The sequence below is a fragment of the Modestobacter sp. NPDC049651 genome, assembly GCF_040659695.1.
GTDB lineage: Bacteria > Actinomycetota > Actinomycetes > Mycobacteriales > Geodermatophilaceae > Modestobacter.
Genome location: NZ_JBFAOG010000016.1, coordinates 21,757 through 37,878, shown reverse-complemented (window position 1 = coordinate 37,878; position 16,122 = coordinate 21,757). Strand labels below are relative to the sequence as shown.

General features: G+C 76.5%; 12 protein-coding genes. All 12 read right to left on the bottom strand.

Features of this window, described 5'->3' with window-relative positions; genetic code table 11:
• Positions 1-15 precede the first annotated feature (15 nt).
• The 12 genes from ftsZ to rsmH all read right to left on the bottom strand — a co-directional run bounded on the left by ftsZ (position 16) and on the right by rsmH (position 15,921).
• A complete protein-coding gene (ftsZ, locus tag AB0J00_RS18295) occupies positions 16-1,299 on the bottom strand; it encodes a cell division protein FtsZ (RefSeq protein WP_357747415.1) in 1,284 nt (427 codons plus the stop codon).
• Positions 1,300-1,621: 322 nt separating this feature from the next.
• Entirely contained in the window at positions 1,622-2,425 is an 804-nt protein-coding gene (locus AB0J00_RS18290; protein WP_357747414.1) for an FtsQ-type POTRA domain-containing protein, read from the bottom strand.
• The gene (murC, locus tag AB0J00_RS18285; RefSeq protein WP_357747411.1) at positions 2,422-3,873 is read right to left on the bottom strand and encodes a UDP-N-acetylmuramate--L-alanine ligase; all 1,452 of its coding nucleotides are present in this window, start codon (positions 3,871-3,873) and stop codon (positions 2,422-2,424) included. Before murC ends, AB0J00_RS18290 begins: the two co-directional genes overlap by 4 nt.
• Positions 3,874-3,952: 79 nt before the next feature.
• Entirely contained in the window at positions 3,953-5,110 is a 1,158-nt protein-coding gene (murG, locus tag AB0J00_RS18280) for an undecaprenyldiphospho-muramoylpentapeptide beta-N-acetylglucosaminyltransferase (protein ID WP_357747408.1), read from the bottom strand.
• Positions 5,067-6,794, bottom strand: coding sequence for a putative lipid II flippase FtsW (ftsW, locus tag AB0J00_RS18275; protein WP_357747406.1), 1,728 nt, complete (start codon positions 6,792-6,794; stop codon positions 5,067-5,069). The genes murG and ftsW overlap by 44 nt, the downstream gene beginning before the upstream one ends.
• Before the next feature lie 7 nt (positions 6,795-6,801).
• On the bottom strand, positions 6,802-8,232 hold the full coding sequence (gene murD / locus AB0J00_RS18270) for a UDP-N-acetylmuramoyl-L-alanine--D-glutamate ligase (protein ID WP_357747403.1): 1,431 nt from the start codon (positions 8,230-8,232) through the stop codon (positions 6,802-6,804).
• Between the two features lie 36 nt (positions 8,233-8,268).
• Positions 8,269-9,348: a phospho-N-acetylmuramoyl-pentapeptide-transferase gene (mraY, locus tag AB0J00_RS18265; protein ID WP_357747400.1), complete on the bottom strand. Its 1,080-nt coding sequence runs from the start codon at positions 9,346-9,348 to the stop codon at positions 8,269-8,271.
• Positions 9,345-10,766: a UDP-N-acetylmuramoyl-tripeptide--D-alanyl-D-alanine ligase gene (gene murF, locus AB0J00_RS18260; protein WP_357747398.1), complete on the bottom strand. Its 1,422-nt coding sequence runs from the start codon at positions 10,764-10,766 to the stop codon at positions 9,345-9,347. The genes mraY and murF overlap by 4 nt, the downstream gene beginning before the upstream one ends.
• Positions 10,763-12,316 (bottom strand): UDP-N-acetylmuramoyl-L-alanyl-D-glutamate--2,6-diaminopimelate ligase, encoded by a 1,554-nt coding sequence (locus AB0J00_RS18255; protein ID WP_357747396.1) that lies wholly within the window; start codon positions 12,314-12,316, stop codon positions 10,763-10,765. The genes murF and AB0J00_RS18255 overlap by 4 nt, the downstream gene beginning before the upstream one ends.
• 178 nt (positions 12,317-12,494) lie before the next feature.
• Positions 12,495-14,357, bottom strand: a complete 1,863-nt coding sequence (locus AB0J00_RS18250; RefSeq protein WP_357747394.1) for a penicillin-binding protein 2 — start codon at positions 14,355-14,357, stop codon at positions 12,495-12,497.
• 2 nt (positions 14,358-14,359) lie between these two features.
• Positions 14,360-14,941: a hypothetical protein gene (locus AB0J00_RS18245; protein WP_357747391.1), complete on the bottom strand. Its 582-nt coding sequence runs from the start codon at positions 14,939-14,941 to the stop codon at positions 14,360-14,362.
• The gene (gene rsmH, locus AB0J00_RS18240) at positions 14,938-15,921 is read right to left on the bottom strand and encodes a 16S rRNA (cytosine(1402)-N(4))-methyltransferase RsmH (RefSeq protein ID WP_357747389.1); all 984 of its coding nucleotides are present in this window, start codon (positions 15,919-15,921) and stop codon (positions 14,938-14,940) included. Before rsmH ends, AB0J00_RS18245 begins: the two co-directional genes overlap by 4 nt.
• Positions 15,922-16,122 lie beyond the last annotated feature (201 nt).

The following is a 16,122-nucleotide window of genomic DNA, read 5'->3' as shown; positions in this document are numbered from 1 at the left end:
GCGGGTTCCCGCCGGTCACTGCGAGCGGAGGAACTCGGGGATGTCGAGCTCCTCCTCGAAGTCCTCGGAGGCCAGCGGACGGCGGCTGCCGCTCGCGTTGCCCGGGATGGGCGGCAGCGGCGGCACCGTGATGCCCCCACCCTGGGCGCCGGGCTGACCCGGGCGCGGGGCGGCCGGCGAGGCGGCCGGGGCGGCGGCGGTCGGCGGCGCGCTGACCAGCCGCTCCCCCGTCGCCGACGGCGTCACCGCGGGCGCCGGCGCGACCGGTGCCGGGGCGGCCGGCGCGACCGGAGCCGGGGCGCTGACGGGCGCGGCGGTCACGGTGTGCGCCGCGGACTGCTTGTGCCCGGGCTTGCCGCCGTCGAAGCCGGCCGCGATCACGGTCACCCGCACCTCGTCACCCAGGGCGTCGTCGATGACGGCACCGAAGATGATGTTGGCGTCCGGGTGCGCCGCGTCGCTGACCAGCGAGGCGGCCTCGTTGATCTCGAACAGGCCGAGGTCCGACCCGCCGGAGATCGACAGCAGCACGCCGTGGGCGCCCTCCATCGAGGCCTCCAGCAGCGGCGAGGCGATCGCCTGCTCGGCGGCCAGCAGCGCGCGGTTGTCGCCGCGGGCGCTGCCGATGCCCATCAGCGCCGAGCCCGCCCCGGACATGACCGACTTGACGTCGGCGAAGTCCAGGTTGATCAGGCCGGGCGTGGTGATCAGGTCGGTGATGCCCTGGACGCCGGACAGCAGCACCTGGTCGGCGGTGCGGAACGCGTCCATGACGCTGACGTTCCGGTCGCCCAGCTGCAGCAGCCGGTCGTTCGGGATCACGATGAGCGTGTCGCACTCGTTGCGCAGCTCCTCGATGCCCGACTCGGCCTGGACCGCCCGGCGCTTCCCCTCGAAGGAGAACGGCCGGGTGACCACGCCGATGGTCAGCGCCCCGAGCTTCCGCGCGATCGACGCAACGACGGGGGCGCCACCGGTGCCGGTGCCACCGCCCTCGCCCGCGGTCACGAAGACCATGTCGGCGCCCTTGAGCACCTCTTCGATCTCCTCGCGGTGGTCCTCGGCGGCCTGCCGGCCGACGTCGGGCTGGGCGCCGGCGCCCAGGCCCCGCGTGAGCTCGCGGCCGACGTCGAGCTTGACGTCGGCGTCGCTCATCAGCAGCGCCTGCGCGTCGGTGTTGATGGCGATGAACTCGACCCCCTTGAGGCCGACCTCGATCATCCGGTTCACCGCGTTCACGCCGCCGCCGCCGATGCCGACGACCTTGATGACCGCGAGGTAGTTGTGCGGAGGTGTCATGCTGCGCTCCCCAACTGGACCCTCATCCTCATGTAGAGCCTTATAGTTATGTCAACTCGTGGCGTTCGGACCGAAGTTAGGTGGGGCTCCGAGGGGCAGCAAGCACCCTCCGGGGCTCGGCGTGTCCAGCTCCGTCCGACTCCCCGGCCACCTCGGACCCGTCGGTCACATCGGTCTCACTGGGCGTGACGACCCGCGCGTCGAACGTCTCATGTCGGGGTCGAGACCGGTCCGACGGCCCCGGACGTGCCCGCGAACGGGATCTGCAGATCGTTTTCGGCCCGGGCGTGTCGGGCGCGCCCGGGCGCGGCGCCGGTCGCGGTCAGCGGAGGACGACGGAGTCCGGTGTGCTGACGTCCAGCGTCGCCGCCGGGTCGAGGTCGCCGGCCTCGATGCGGGCCAGCAGCGCGCTCAGCACCTGGGCCTTGCGCGCCGTCCGGTCCGCGCTCCCCCAGAGCACCGACCGCCCGTCGGTCAGGGTGAGCGTCACGTCGTCCGGGGTGTGCGCCACCACGCCGGTGACCTGCGCGCGGACCTCCCGCGGCAGCGCGGTGACCGCGGCCAGGGCGGCGCGGGTCGCCGGGTCGTCCGGCCCGGGACGGGCGACGTCCAGCGGCACCACGCCGGCCGGCGGGTCGCCGGTGACCGTGTCGAAGACGATCCCGTCGCGGTCGACCAGTTCGCGCCGGTCACCGGCGACGACGACGGCGACCGGCACCCGCTCGGTCACCGTGACCACCACCGTGTGCGGCCAGCCGCGGTCGACCGCCACCCCGGCCACCTGCGGCAGCTCGCGCACCCGGGCCGCCGCCGCGGCGGTGTCGACGCGGACCAGCGGGGTGCCGGTGCGGATGCCGCTGGCCCGGGCGACCTGGTCGGCCGGCAGCGCGGTCACGCCGTCGACCCGCACGGTGCGCACCGCCAGCAGCGAGCTGCCCAGCACGACCCACGCGACCAGCCCGGCGGCCACCACGACGACCGCGGCCCCGGTCAGCAGCCGGCGCCGGCGCTCCTGCTGCCGGGAGCGACGACGGGCTCGCAGCGGCGTGACCGCCGGGTCGTCCGGGGAGGCGCCGCGCCGGGTCGCGCGGGCCCGGTCGCTGGTGGTCCTCCCCGGCCGGCTCACCGCGCCGGTCCCCCGTCGTCGCCGTCGCCCGGCTGGTCGGCCAGCGCGGCCAGCACCTCGGGCCCGACCATCGACACGTCGCCGGCCCCCATGGTCACGACCAGGTCGCCGGGGCGGGCCAGCGCAGCCAGCGCCGGCGCGGCCGCAGACCACGAGGGCTCGAAGCGCACGTGCTCCCGCGGCAGCGGCACCGCGTCGGCGACCAGGGCGCCGGTGACACCGGGGACCGGGTCCTCGCGGGCGCCGTAGACGTCCATGACCACGACCTCGTCGGCCAGGCCCAGCGCCTCGCCGAACGCGGTCGCGAACTCCGCCGTCCGGCTGTAGAGGTGCGGCTGGAACAGCACGATCAGCCGGCCGTCACCGGTCACCGCCCGCGCAGCCGCCAGCTGGGCGGCGACCTCGGTCGGGTGGTGGGCGTAGTCGTCGTAGACCCGCACCCCGGCGGCCAGGCCCTTGAGCTCGAACCGGCGGTGGACGCCGCCGAACCGGCCCAGCCCGCCGATGAGCCCGGCGGCGTCGAACCCCAGCTCCAGGCCGGCGAGCAGCGCGGCGGCGCTGTTGCGCGCCATGTGCGCACCGGGCAGCTGCAGGTGCACCGGTCCGAGCTCGCGGCCGTCGAGGACGGCGGTGTACCGGGTGCCGTCCGGGCCGACGGTGATGTCGCGCAGCAGCAGGTCCGCGCCCTCGGTCGTGCCGTAGGTGCGCACCCGGGCGCGGGGGGATGCGCCCACCAGCGCCGCCGACCCCGGGTCGTCCAGGCACAGCACGACGAAGCCGTCGGGGTGCACGGTGCGCACGAACGTCTGGAACGCCGCCTCGACCGCGGCCAGGTCGCCGTAGTTGTCGAGGTGGTCGGCCTCCACGTTGGTCACGATCCCGCCGAAGGGGGCCAGCAGCAGGAACGAGCGGTCGCTCTCGTCGGCCTCGGCGACGAAGACGTCGCCCTCCCCCGCGTGCGCGTTCGACCCGGACTCGTTCAGGTTGCCGCCGATGGCGAACGACGCGTCGACCCCGCACGCCTGCACCGCGACCGTGAGCATCGAGGTGGTCGAGGTCTTGCCGTGCGTGCCGGCGACGGCGACGCTGCGGTGCCCGGCCATCACCGCGGCCAGCGCGACCGCCCGCGGCACCACCCGCAGGCCCCGCTCCCGGGCGGCGACCAGCTCGGCGTTGTCGGCGCGGATGGCGGTCGACACCACGACGGTGTCGGCGTCCCCGAGGTGCTCGGCGGCGTGCCCGACCTCGACCCGTGCCCCGAGGGCGGCCAACGCCCGCGTGGTGGGCGACTCGCGGCGGTCGGTGCCGGAGACGGTGAGCCCGCGGGCCAGCATGATCCGGGCGATCCCGCTCATCCCGGCCCCGCCGATGCCCACGAAGTGCACCGCGCCCAGGTCGGCCAGCGCCGGGATGGGGTCCTTCCAGGCAGCCACGTCCGCTGCGCTCATCGCTCCACTCCGGACTCGTTCCGCTCCTCGGTCGCTGGCGCTCCCTGCGATGCTCGCTCGCCCGTCGTGTTCGCTGCGCTCATCGGGCCGCCTCGAGCGTCATGTCCGCCAGCTTCTCGTCGGCGTCGGCGATGCCCGCCGCCGCGGCCTGCTCGGCCAGCGCGGCCAGCCGGCCCGGGTTGGTCAGCACCGGCACGACGTGCTCGGTCACCCACCCCGGCGACAGGTCGGCGTCGGCGACCAGCATGCCGCCGCCGGCGTCCACCACCGGGACGGCGTTGAGCCGCTGCTCGCCGTTGCCGTGCGGCAGCGGCACGAACACCGCCGGCAGCCCGACCGCGGACACCTCGGCGACGGTCACCGCGCCGGAGCGGCACAGCGCCAGGTCGGCCGCCGCGTAGGCCAGGTCCATCCGGTCCAGGTAGTCGACCACCACGTAGGGCGCCTTCCCGGGCGCCCGCGGCGGCACCGTGACGTCGGTGTTCTTCGGCCCGCGGGCGTGCAGCACCTGCACGCCGGCGGCGGTGAGCGCGTCGGCGGCACCGGCCGCGGCCCGGTTCAGCGACGCGGCGCCCTGCGAGCCGCCGAAGACCAGCAGCGTCGGCCGGTCGGCGTCCAGGCCGAACGCGGCCCGGGCCTCGGCGCGCAGGCCGCTGCGGTCCAGCCGGCTGACCGAGGTGCGCAGCGGGATGCCGACGCGCTCGGCGCCCCGCAGCCGGGTGCCCGGGCTGGTCACCGCGACCCGTGCGGCCACCCGGGCGCCCACGCGGTTGGCCAGGCCCGGCAGCGCGTTCGCCTCGTGGACCACGACGGGCACCTTCGCCCACCGGGCACCGAGGTAGGCCGGCAGCGACACGTAGCCGCCGAAGCCCACCAGCACGTCGGCCTCCAGCTCGACGAGCAGGTCGCGGGTCTCGGCGACGGCGCGGCGCACCCGGCCGGGCACCCGGAGCAGGTCGACGGTGGGCTTGCGCGGCAGCGGCACCGGCGGGATCAGCCGCAGGTCGTACCCGCGGGCGGGGACCAGCCGGGTCTCCAGGCCGCGGGCGGTGCCCAGGCAGGTGATCCGGGGTGCGCCCCCGGGGAGGTCGGTGCGGCGGACGAGCGCGTCGGCGAGGGCGAGCATCGGCTCGATGTGCCCTCCGGTGCCGCCGCCGGCGAGGACGACGTGGCGCGGGCGGCTGGCCGAGGGCTCAGCCGCGCCCGGGGCGCCCGGGGCGGGCTGCGGGGAGGTCACTGGGGTCTGGCCGTTCCGTTCGTGGGGCGGGGCGGGAGGTGGTCCGCGGGGAGGGTCCGTCGGCGGACCGGCGCAGCGGACGGTCCGCCGCGGCCTGCCGCCGGACAGTCTGCCGCGCGGCCGGCCGGTCGCGCTCGACCGGGGCGGCCCAGAACGGCACGCGCTCGGCGACCACCGGCTCGGGGTGGCGCAGCGGTGGGCGCTCGGGATCCGGGCGGGCCGGGGCGACCCGGTTGCGCTCGAAGTCGACCGGGCGGGGCATCCGCCCACCGCGCTCGGGCACCCGCGCCACGGTGCGCCCGGGCGTGCGGCCCGGCGTCCGGCGGCCGGCGGACCGCTGGCGCGGGACCGGCTCGGCCGGCCGGCGCTCCGCCCGCTCGCGCGCCGGGGGCCGCCGGCGGCGGCTGGGCAGCGGGTCGACCGGCTCGGCCGGGGCCGGCAGCAGCAGCTTCGCCAGCCGGCTGCGCGGCTGGGTGCGCAGGTGCGCGACGGCCGCGGGCTCCGAGCGGGCGAACCGGGCCAGCAGCCCGATGATGAGCAGGGTGAGCACCAGCGAGGTGCCGCCGGCGCTGATCAGCGGCAGCTGCACGCCGGTGACCGGCAGCAGGCCGACGACGTAGCCCATGTTCATCGTGGCCTGGCCGATCAGCCACACGGTGATGCCGACGCTGGCCAGCTGCACGAACCGGTCCTCGGCGCGGCGGGCGATCCGGAACCCGGCCCAGGCCAGCACGCCGTAGAGGAACACCACGACGCAGCAGCCGAGGAAGCCCAGCTCCTCGCCGATGATCGCGAAGATGTAGTCGGACTCGGCGTGCGGCAGCAGGTTCCACTTCATCGCGCTGTTGCCCAGGCCCTTGCCCCACACGCCGCCGCTGGCCAGCGCGTACAGGCCGTGGCAGGCCTGGTAGCCGCCGTCGGCGGCGTCGGAGCAGGGGTCGATGAACGAGGTGATGCGCGCCGTGCGGTAGCCGGCGCTGGCGATCATCACCACGACCAGCAGCGCGGCGCCCAGGCTGCCGCCGGCGATCCACCGCCAGCCCAGACCGCCGGCCCACAGCAGCCCGGCGAGCACCAGGCCGAGGCTGACGACCGCGCCCATGTCCGGCTCGAGCAGCAGCAGCAGCGACATCAGCCCGAACATCGGGACGACGGCGAGGGCCAGCCCCTTCGAGGTCAGGTACCGGGCGCGCAGCGCGATGACGTGCGCGCCCCACAGCGCGAACACCAGCTTGGCCAGCTCCGAGGGCTGGAAGTTGGTGACGCCGAGGTTGAACCAGGCGCGCGAGCCGTTGAGCTCCAGCGTGAGGCCCGGGATCGGCATGGCGACGACGGCCAGCAGCACCAGCGACAGCACCATGCCGCGGCCGGACCAGCGGCGCAGCTTCCCGGTGGGCACCCGCAGCGCCACGAGCATGGCGACCAGCCCGATCAGCGCGAAGACGGTCTGCCGCACCGCGGGCACCCAGACCGGCAGCCCGTCCTTCGCCGCGTCGATCGAGGAGGCGGAGAACACCATGACCAGCCCGATGGCCAGCAGCAGCCCGGCCGAGCCCAGCACCAGGTGCGAGCTCGTCATCGGGCCCTCGAGCCACTCGGGCGCGCGCAGCCGCAGGCCGCCCACCGTCAGGGTGGGCCGCGGGGTGCGCGCGGCCGCCGGCCGCTCGCGGGTGCTCGCCGTCACCGGGGGGTCAGCCCAGCGCCCGGACCGCGTCGGCGAAGGCCCGCCCGCGGTGCGCGTAGTCGGTGAAGACGTCCATCGAGGCGGCCGCCGGAGCGAGCAGCACGGTGTCGCCGGCCCGGGCGAGGCGCACGGCCGCCGCGACCACCTCGCGCATCACCTGGTCCCCGTGCGTTGCACTGCCCCCATCGGTCACCACCGCCCCATCGTCCCCGCTGGGCACCTCGATCCGTGGGACCGACGGGGCGTGTCGCGCCAGCGAGCGGGCCAGCTGCCCGCGGTCCCGGCCGAGCAGCACCACGCCGGCCAGCCGCGGGGCGACGGCGGCCACCAGCGGGTCGACGTCCGCGCCCTTGAGCAGGCCACCGGCGATCCAGACGACCCGCGGGTAGGCGGCCAGCGAGGCGCCGGCGGCGTGCGGGTTGGTCGCCTTGCTGTCGTCGACGAAGTCCACCCCGCCGACGGTGCCGACCAGCACGTTGCGGTGCGCTCCGCCGCGGAAGCCGGCCAGCCCGCGGCCGACGTCCGCCGGGGCCACCCCCGCGGCGCGGCCCAGCGCCGCGGCGGCCAGCGCGTTGACGGTGTTGTGCGGGCCGCGCACCTGCAGCGCGTCGACCTCGACCAGCACGTCACCGGCGGGGGCGTCGCCGAACGCGCGGTCGACCAGCGCCGCGGCGCGGACGCCGAGCTGACCGGCCGCCGGCTCCGCCAGCGTCACGGTCACCGGGTGCCGGTGGCCGGCGACCAGCGCCGCGGCCACCGGGTCGCCGGCGTCGGCCACCGCGACCGGCGCGAACCGCAGCAGCTTCGCCTTCGCGTCGCGGTAGGACTCGAACGTGCCGTGCCAGTCGGTGTGGTCGTCGGCGACGTTGAGCACGCAGGCCGCCGCCGGGGCGATCGACGACGACCAGTGCAGCTGGAAGCTCGACAGCTCCACCGCGATCGCGTCGAACTCCGGCCGGCCGTCGGCGTCCACCGCGGTGACCACCTCGACGAGCGGCCGCCCCACGTTGCCGGCCGCCACCGCGCGGCGGCCGCCGGCCAGCAGCACCTGCTCGAGCATGGTCACCGTGGTGGTCTTGCCGTTGGTGCCGGTGACCGCGTACCAGGGGGCCGGCTCGCCGGTCGCGGCGTCGACGGCGCGCAGCCGCCAGGCGAGCTCGGGCTCGCCGACGACCTCCAGGCCGCGGGCGGCGGCCGCGGTGAGCAGCGGGTGGTCCGGCCGCCAGCCCGGGGACGTGACGACCAGCTCGACGTCCTCGGGCGGGGTGGTGACCGGCCCGAGCCACCGCCCGCCGGCGGCCACCAGGTCGGCGAGGACGGCCGGCTCGGCGGCGTCGGTGAGGTCGACGTCGTGCCCGCGGGCGAGCAGCACGCGGGCCGCGGCGGCACCGGAGACGCCGAGACCGGCGACGAGGACGCGGGAGGGCAGGGAGGTCACCCGGCCATCCTCACAGGAGGGCCGGGCGCCGCCGGGTCAGAGTCCCGCGAACGACAGCCAGTCGGCGTAGAACAGCCCGATCCCGAAGGCCACGGCCATGCCGGTGACCAGCCAGAACCGCACGATGACCGTGTTCTCCGCCCAGCCGGCGAGCTCGAAGTGGTGGTGCAGCGGCGCCATCCGGAACACCCGCCGTCCGGTGGCCCGGAAGAAGGCCACCTGGATGACGACCGACAGGGTCACCGCGACGAACAGCCCGCCGAGCACGACCAGCAGCAGCTCGGTGCGGGTGACGATGGCCAGGCCGGCCATCAGTCCGCCCAGCGCCAGCGACCCGGTGTCGCCCATGAAGATCCGCGCCGGGGAGGTGTTCCACCACAGGAAGCCCAGGCAGGCACCCATCGCGGCGGCGGCGATCAGCGTGACGTCCAGCGGGTCGCGCACCTCGTAGCAGCCGGCCGCGGCCTTGGCGGTGCAGTCGTGCCCGAACTGCCAGAACGAGATGATCACGTACGAGCCGAAGACCATCGCCGAGCAGCCGGCGGCCAGCCCGTCCAGGCCGTCGGTCAGGTTGACCGCGTTGGAGAACCCGGCGATGAACAGGTAGGCCAGCGCCGCGAAGACCACCGCGGGCACGGTCAGCTGCCCGATGTCGCGGACGAAGGAGATCGACCGGCTCGCCACCGCGATCCCGTCCTCGTCCTTCGCCAGCAGCGCGAGCACCGCGAACGCCAGGCCGATCACCAGCTGGCCCACCAGCTTCGCCGTCTTGTTCAGCCCCAGGCTGCGGCGGTAGCGGATCTTCAGGTAGTCGTCGAGGAACCCGACGGTGCCCAGCCCCACCAGCAGCAGGATCAGCAGCAGGCCGGTGGCCGTCACCCCCCGCCCGGGCTGGTTGACCAGGAACAGGTGGGCGATCAGGTAGCCCCCGACCGTGGCCAGCACCATGACGGTGCCGCCCATCGTCGGGGTGCCCTTCTTCGCCAGGTGGGTCTGCGGGCCGTCGTCCCGGATCTCCTGGCCGAACCCGTGCCGGCGGAACGCCTTGATCGCCAGCGGGGTCAGCAGGATCGAGATGACCAGCCCGAAGGCGGCGGCGATGAGGATCGACTTCACGAGTCGACACCCTCGGCGAGCAGGTCGGCCGCCAGCCGTTCCAGCCCGTAGCTGCGCGAGGCCTTCACCAGCACGACGTCACCGGGGGCGAGCACGCCCGCCAGCCACTGCCGGGCCGCCTCCCGGTCGGGCACCTCCACCACGTCGTCGGTCTCCCCCTCGTCGGTGTTGCCCCGCTCCGCCGAGCGCTCCGCCCGCGCACCGGTGGCGATGCCGACCGCGTCGTCGCCCACGGCGACGAGCAGGTCCACCCCGGCGCGGACGGCGTCCCGGCCCAGCCGGGCGTGCTCGGCGTCGGCCGCCGGGCCCAGCTCCCCCATCGCACCGAGCACGGCGATCCGCCGCTGCCCGGGCAGCCGGCCGAGCGCAGCCAGCGCGGCGCGCATCGACTCGGGGTTGGCGTTGTACGCGTCGTTGACCACGGTCACCCCGTCGCTGCGGCGGTCGACCTCCATCCGCCACCGGCTGCGCGCGGTGGCGCCGGACAGCGCGGCGGCGACCGCGGCGGGCGTCATCCCGGCGGCGAGCGCCGCGGCCGCGGCCGACAGCGCGTTGGCCACCTGGTGGAGCCCCACGACCTGCAGCGCGACCGGGTGCTCCTCGCCCGCGGCGACCAGCGTGAAGCGGGGGCGGGCCCGGTCGTCGAGCTCGACGCCGGTGGCCCGGACGTCGGCGTCGGCCGCGTCGACCCCGGTGGTGACCACCCGGCCGGCGGCGCGCGGCGCCATGCCCAGCACCCGGGGGTCGTCCGCGTTGAGCACCGCGGTGCCGTCAGCGGGCACCGCCTCGACCAGCTCGCCCTTGCTCTGCGCGATGACCTCGGGGCTGCCGAACTCGCCCAGGTGGGCGGAGCCGACGTTGAGCACCACGCCGACCTGCGGCCGGGCGACCGCGCACAGCCGGGCGATGTGCCCGGGGCCGCGCGCGCCCATCTCCAGCACCAGGTACCGGGTGGCGGCGTCGGCGGTGAGCACGGTGAGCGGCAGCCCGATGTCGTTGTTGAACGAGCCCTGCGGGCTGACCGTGGGCCCGGCGGTGGCCAGCACCTGGCCGAGCAGGTCCTTGGTCGAGGTCTTGCCCGACGAGCCGGTGATGCCGACGGTGGTCAGGCCCTGGGCGGTGAGCCGCTCGTGCACCGCGTGCGCGAGCCGGCCCAGCGCCGGCACCGGGTCGGGGACGACGACGCACGGCAGCGCCGGGTCGGGCCGGGTGGTCAGCGCCCCGGCGGCGCCGGCGGCCGCGGCGGTGGGCAGGAAGTCCGCGCCGTCCACCCGCTCCCCGGGCAGCGCCACGAACAGGTCGCCGCCGCCCAGCAGCCGCGTGTCCACGGTGACCGCGCCGGTGACCACGGCGGCGCCGTCCCCGACCAGCTCACCGCCGACGGCCTCGGCCACCTCGGCCAGCGTCAGCGGGATCATGCGGTCCCCTCGAGTCCGGCGAGCACCTCGCGCAGCACCTCCCGGTCGTCGAACGGCACGACGGTCCCGGCGGTCTCCTGGCCGGTCTCGTGCCCCTTGCCCGCCACCAGCACGGTGTCGCCGGGCCGGGCCAGCGCGACGGCGGTGGCGATCGCCGCCCGCCGGTCGCCGACCTCGTGCACCTCGGCGCGCCGGTCGGCGGGCACCTCCTCGGCACCGGCCCGGACGGCGCGGCGGATCTCCGCCGGGTCCTCCGAGCGCGGGTTGTCGTCGGTGATCACCAGCACGTCGCTGCCGGCCGCCGCGGCCGCGCCCATCGCCGGGCGCTTGCCGGGGTCGCGGTCGCCGCCGCAGCCGAGCACGGTGAGCAGCCGGCCGGGGGTGGCGGCGCGCAGCGCGGTCAGCGCGGTCGCCACGGCGTCCGGCGTGTGCGCGTAGTCGACCACGGCCACGAACGGCTGGCCGGCGTCCACCGGCTCCATCCGCCCCGGCACCACGGTGTCGGCGAGCCCGCGGACGGCGGCGTCGACCGGCACGCCGGCGGCGTCCAGCAGCGCGACGGCGAGCACCGCGTTGGCCACGTTGAAGCCGCCGGGCAGCCGCAGCCGGGCCGGCCAGCTGCGCCCGCCCGGGCCGTGCAGGGTGAACGTCGAGCCGCCGGCGGGCAGCGGCGTCACGTCGCCGGCCGACCAGTCGGCGGCGGGGTCGGTGGCGGAGACGGTGACCGTGCCCTCCTTGACCAGCCGGCGGCCGTACTCGTCGTCGACGTCGACCACCTCGGTGCGGGCCCGGCCGTCGAACAGCAGGGCCTTCGCCCGGAAGTAGCCCTCCATGTCGCCGTGGAACTCGAGGTGGTCGCGGGAGAGGTTGGTGAAGCCGGCGGCGGCGAAGCCCACCCCGCCGACCCGGCCCATCGCCAGGGCGTGGCTGGAGACCTCCATGACCACCGCGCGGACGCCGTCCTCGACCATCGTCGCCAGCAGCGCGTGCAGGTCCGGCGCCTCCGGGGTGGTGCGGGCGCTGGGCAGCGTGGTGACCACCGGCGAGCCGTCGGCGGCGGTGCCGCGGGTGCGCGTCTGCACGGTGCCGATCAGGCCGCTGGTCCAGCCGGCCGCGGCCAGCCCGGCCTCGACCAGGTAGCTCGTCGTCGTCTTGCCGTTGGTGCCGGTGACGCCGAGGACGGTCAGCCGCTCGCTGGGCCGGCCGTACACCCGCCCGGCCACCGCGCCGAGCACCGCGCGCGGGTCGTCGGCGACCAGCACCGGCACGCCGGTCGCCCGGGCCGGGTCGGCGCCGGTGGGGTCGGTGAGCACGGCCACCGCACCCCGCGACACGGCGTCGGCGGCGAACCGCACGCCGTGGGTGTTGGCACCGGGCAGCGCCGCGTAGAGGTCCCCCGCCTGCACCGCGGACGACGCCAGGGTGACGCCGGTGACCGCGGTGGCGGGGTCGCCCTGCACCGGCGCACCGACCAGGTCGGCCAGCTCCCGGAGCGGGAGCGGCGGGGTGCCGGCAGGCCGGGGCACCGGCCCCGGGGCGGTCGGGCTCACGCGTCCTCCTCGCTGGCGCTCGTCGGCAGCGCTCGCGGGGCTGCTGCTCCTCGGGGCGGGCGGGTCCGCTCGCTCCCGGGGTGCCAATCTACCGAGCCGACCGCCCGGCACCCGCGCGCCCGCTCCACCCCGTGTCGGGGTCGCGGAGCCGTGCGCGGTGCCGGGCGGCAGGTGCCGGTCAGGGCTTCTTCTCGAGCACGAAGTCCGGGGTCGGCGCCCCGGAGGGCACCACCCCGCCGGTGGTCAGCGCGTAGCGCATCAGGTCCGCGAAGACCGGGGCGGCGACCTGCCCGCCCTCCGCGGAGCTGGTCGGCCGCTCGAGGTCGACGGCGATGACGTACTGCGGGTCGTCGGCCGGGGCGAAGCCGACGAAGGTGGTGAAGTAGCCACCGCCGACGTAGCTGCCGGTCTCGGGGTTCGCGCGCTGCGCCGTGCCGGTCTTGCCGGCGACCCGGAAGCCGTCGATGCGGGCCTTGGGCGCGGTGCCGTGGGCGCTGGTCACCGACTCCAGCATGTAGGCCATCGAGTCGGCGGTCTGCTGGCTGATCACCCGGGTGCCCGCCGGCTGCGGCTCCTGGCGGACGGTGCCGTCGTGCGCGGTCACCGACTTCACGATCCGCGGCGGGATCCGCACGCCGTCGTTGGCGATGGTCTGGTAGACCGACGCCAGCTGCAGGGTGGTCACCGAGATGCCCTGCCCGATCGGCACGTTCGCCGCGCGGCTCGCCGTCCAGTCCTTGCTGTCCTCCAGGATGCCGGCGCTCTCACCGGGCAGCTCCACGCCCGTCCTCGAGCCGAGACCGAAGGCGCGCAGGTACTTCTCCAGCGTGCTGTCGCCGACCTCGCGGGCCAGCATGATCGTGCCGACGTTGCTGGAGTGGGCCAGCACGCCGGTGACCGTGTAGTCGCGCGGCGCGTGGTCGGTGGCGTCGCGCACCACCTTGTCGCCGGCCTGGATGTGCCCGGGGACGGTCAGCACCGTGTCGGGGGTGGCCTTCCCCTCCTCCAGCGCGGCGCTCATGGTGACCGCCTTCATCACCGAGCCGGGCTCGTAGACGTCGGAGACGGTCGGGTTGCCCAGCAGGTCGGGATCGGTGGTGTTGTAGTGCGCCGGGTCGTAGCCGGGGCAGGAGGCCATCGCGGCGACCTGGCCGGTGTGCACGTCCAGCGCCACCGCCGACGCGGAGGTGGTCTGCCCGTCGGCGCAGGCGGCGTCCAGCCGCTGCTGCACGACGTACTGCAGGTCCTCGTCGATGGTCAGCTGCACGCTGCCGCCGTCGACGGCGGGCGTGGTGTCGTCGATGCCCGATGGGATGCGGTTGCCGCTGCCGTCGACCTCGAACCGGTTCTCGCCGTCCTTGCCGGCGAGCAGGTCCTGGTACTTGGACTCGATGCCGGCCAGCCCCGCGCCGTCCCGGCCGACGAACCCGACGATCTGCCCGCCCACCGCGCCGGCCGGGTACAGCCGCACCGGGTCGTCCTCGAAGAAGACGCCGCCGTAGCCGAGGTCGCGGACCTGGTCGGTGACGTCGGTCGGGACGTGCTCGGCGAGCACCGAGTAGCGGCCCTTCGCCGACAGCTTCTCGGTGAGCTCGGGCACCGGTACGTCGAGCAGGGTGGTGAGCGCGAGCGCGGTGCGCTCCTTGTCGGTGATCAGCGTCGGGTCGACGACGACCTTCTCCGCGTCGACCGAGTAGGCCAGCACCGCACCCTTGGTGTCGGTGATCTCGCCGCGGACCGCGGTGATCGGGAACGACCGCATCCGGCTGTTCTCGGCGGCCTGGGCGTAGGAGGCGCTGTCGACGCCCTGCAGGACGACGAGCTTGCCCACCACCACGACCAGCAGCAGCACCATGAAGCCCAGCCCCAGCCGGTGCCGCCGCTCGCGGCCACGGCCGGACAGCAGGCCCCGGGTGCGCGGGGTCCGGCCGCCGCCTCCGCCCGGCGGCGCCCAGCGGGAGGGCCCGGCGCCGCCGCTGGTCGGCCGGCCGGAGCCCCGGCGGGCCCCGGGTCGGCCGCCGGGGGTGCGCGGGGACGTCACGGTCAGTCCCCCTCCGCCGCGGGCGGCGCCTCGCCGGACTGCGGGGCCTCGCCGGACTGCGGGGGCTCGCCGGGCTGCTGCGCCTCGCCGGAGGCGGGGGCGGGGGTGGACGCCGGGGCGGGGGTCGGCGCGGGGGCCGGCGTGCCCTGCAGCCGGGAGCTGCCGTCGGGGCCGAGCACCAGGTGGCCGGGCACCCCGGCGGGCACCAGCCCGTTCTCGGCGGCCCGGCGGGCCAGCTCGGCGGTGGTGCCGCCGGAGACGACCTGCTGCTCGAGCCGGTCGACCCGGTCCTGGGCGGTCCGGTTGGCCGTCTCCTGGCGGGTGGCGTCCAGCGAGTCGACCGCGATCGCGGTGTTCAGCGCGAGCAGCGACAGCGCCGTGACGACGATCAGCCCGACGACCAGCAGCACGAACGGGGCGCGGCGGCGGGCGGCCGTGCGCGGCGCCCGGCCGGTGCGCACGGGGGTGCGCTGGGCGTCGACCAGCCGCAGCTGCGGGCGGACGGCGACCGGGCCGGTGCTGCGCCGGACCGGCACCGGGCCGGTGGCGGTGCGGGCGGTGCGCGCCCGAGCGGGGGCGCTCACCGCCGGCCCTCCCGCCGGATGCGCTCGGCGGCCCGCACGCGCGCCGAGGCGGCCCGCGGGTTGGCGGTGGTCTCGGCGTCCTCCGGGGCCTCGCCGCCCCGGGTCAGCAGCCGGAGGACGGGGGCGTGCTCGGGCAGGGGCACGGGGATCTCCGGTGGGGTGCGGTCGGTGGCCTCGGCGGCCAGGGTCTGCTTGACGATCCGGTCCTCGAGCGAGTGGAAGGTGATGACGGCGACCCGGCCGCCGACGGCCAGCGCGTCGATCGCCGCGGGCAGCGCCCGGGTGAGCGCGCCGAGCTCGTCGTTCACCTCGATGCGCAGCGCCTGGAAGGTGCGCTTGGCCGGGTGCCCGCCGGTGCGCCGGGTGGCCGCGGGGATCGAGGCGCGCACGAGCTCGGCCAGCCGGCCGGTGGTGGTGAACGGCTCGCGGGCCCGCTCCCGCTCGATGGCGGCGGCGATCCGGCCGGCGAAGCGCTCCTCGCCGTAGACCTTGAGCACCCGGGTGAGCTCACCCCGGGAGTAGGTGTTGACGACGTCGGCGGCCGTGCGCGGACCGCTGGGGTCCATCCGCATGTCCAGCGGGGCGTCGGTGGAGTAGCTGAAGCCGCGGGTGGGGCGGTCCAGCTGCAGCGAGGAGACGCCGAGGTCGAACAGCACGCCCTGCACCTCGTCGACGCCGAGCCGCTCGAGCACGTCGGGCAGCTCGTCGAAGACGGCGGGAACGAGGGTGGCGCGGTCGGCCACGCCGGCGGCCTCGAGGCGGGCGGCCGCCTCGGCGCGGGCGTCGGGATCGCGGTCCAGACCGATCAGCCGCAGCCCGGGGTGGGCCCGCAGCTGGGCGATGGAGTGCCCGGCCAGGCCCAGCGTGCAGTCGACGAGGACGGCGCCGTCGGTGGCCAGGGCGGGGGCGAGCAGCTCGGTGACCCGGTCGAGGAGGACGGGGACGTGCAGCGCGGGCCCGGCGGGCTCGTGGCTGCTCATCGTCGTCTCCTCGGGGTGCCGGGCCCCTCGCGGAGGGACTGCCCGGCGACGGCCCCCTGGGGAGAGGGAGCAGGTGGGCTGGTGCTGGTGGGGGTGGGCGCCCGGGGCGCTCCGCCGGCCCGCCGCCCCGCAGGGCCGCCCTGGCGCCGGGGAAGCGGTGCCAGGAGGGGACCCTGCCGGGGCGGCCGGGCGGGCGGTCGG

Coding starts and splice junctions, on each gene's coding strand:
- ftsZ (WP_357747415.1), bottom strand. CDS start 1,299: ATGACACCTCCGCACAACTACCTCGCGGTCATCAAGGTCGTCGGCATC.
- rsmH (WP_357747389.1), bottom strand. CDS start 15,921: ATGAGCAGCCACGAGCCCGCCGGGCCCGCGCTGCACGTCCCCGTCCTC.
- murF (WP_357747398.1), bottom strand. CDS start 10,766: ATGATCCCGCTGACGCTGGCCGAGGTGGCCGAGGCCGTCGGCGGTGAG.
- murC (WP_357747411.1), bottom strand. CDS start 3,873: ATGAGCGCAGCGGACGTGGCTGCCTGGAAGGACCCCATCCCGGCGCTG.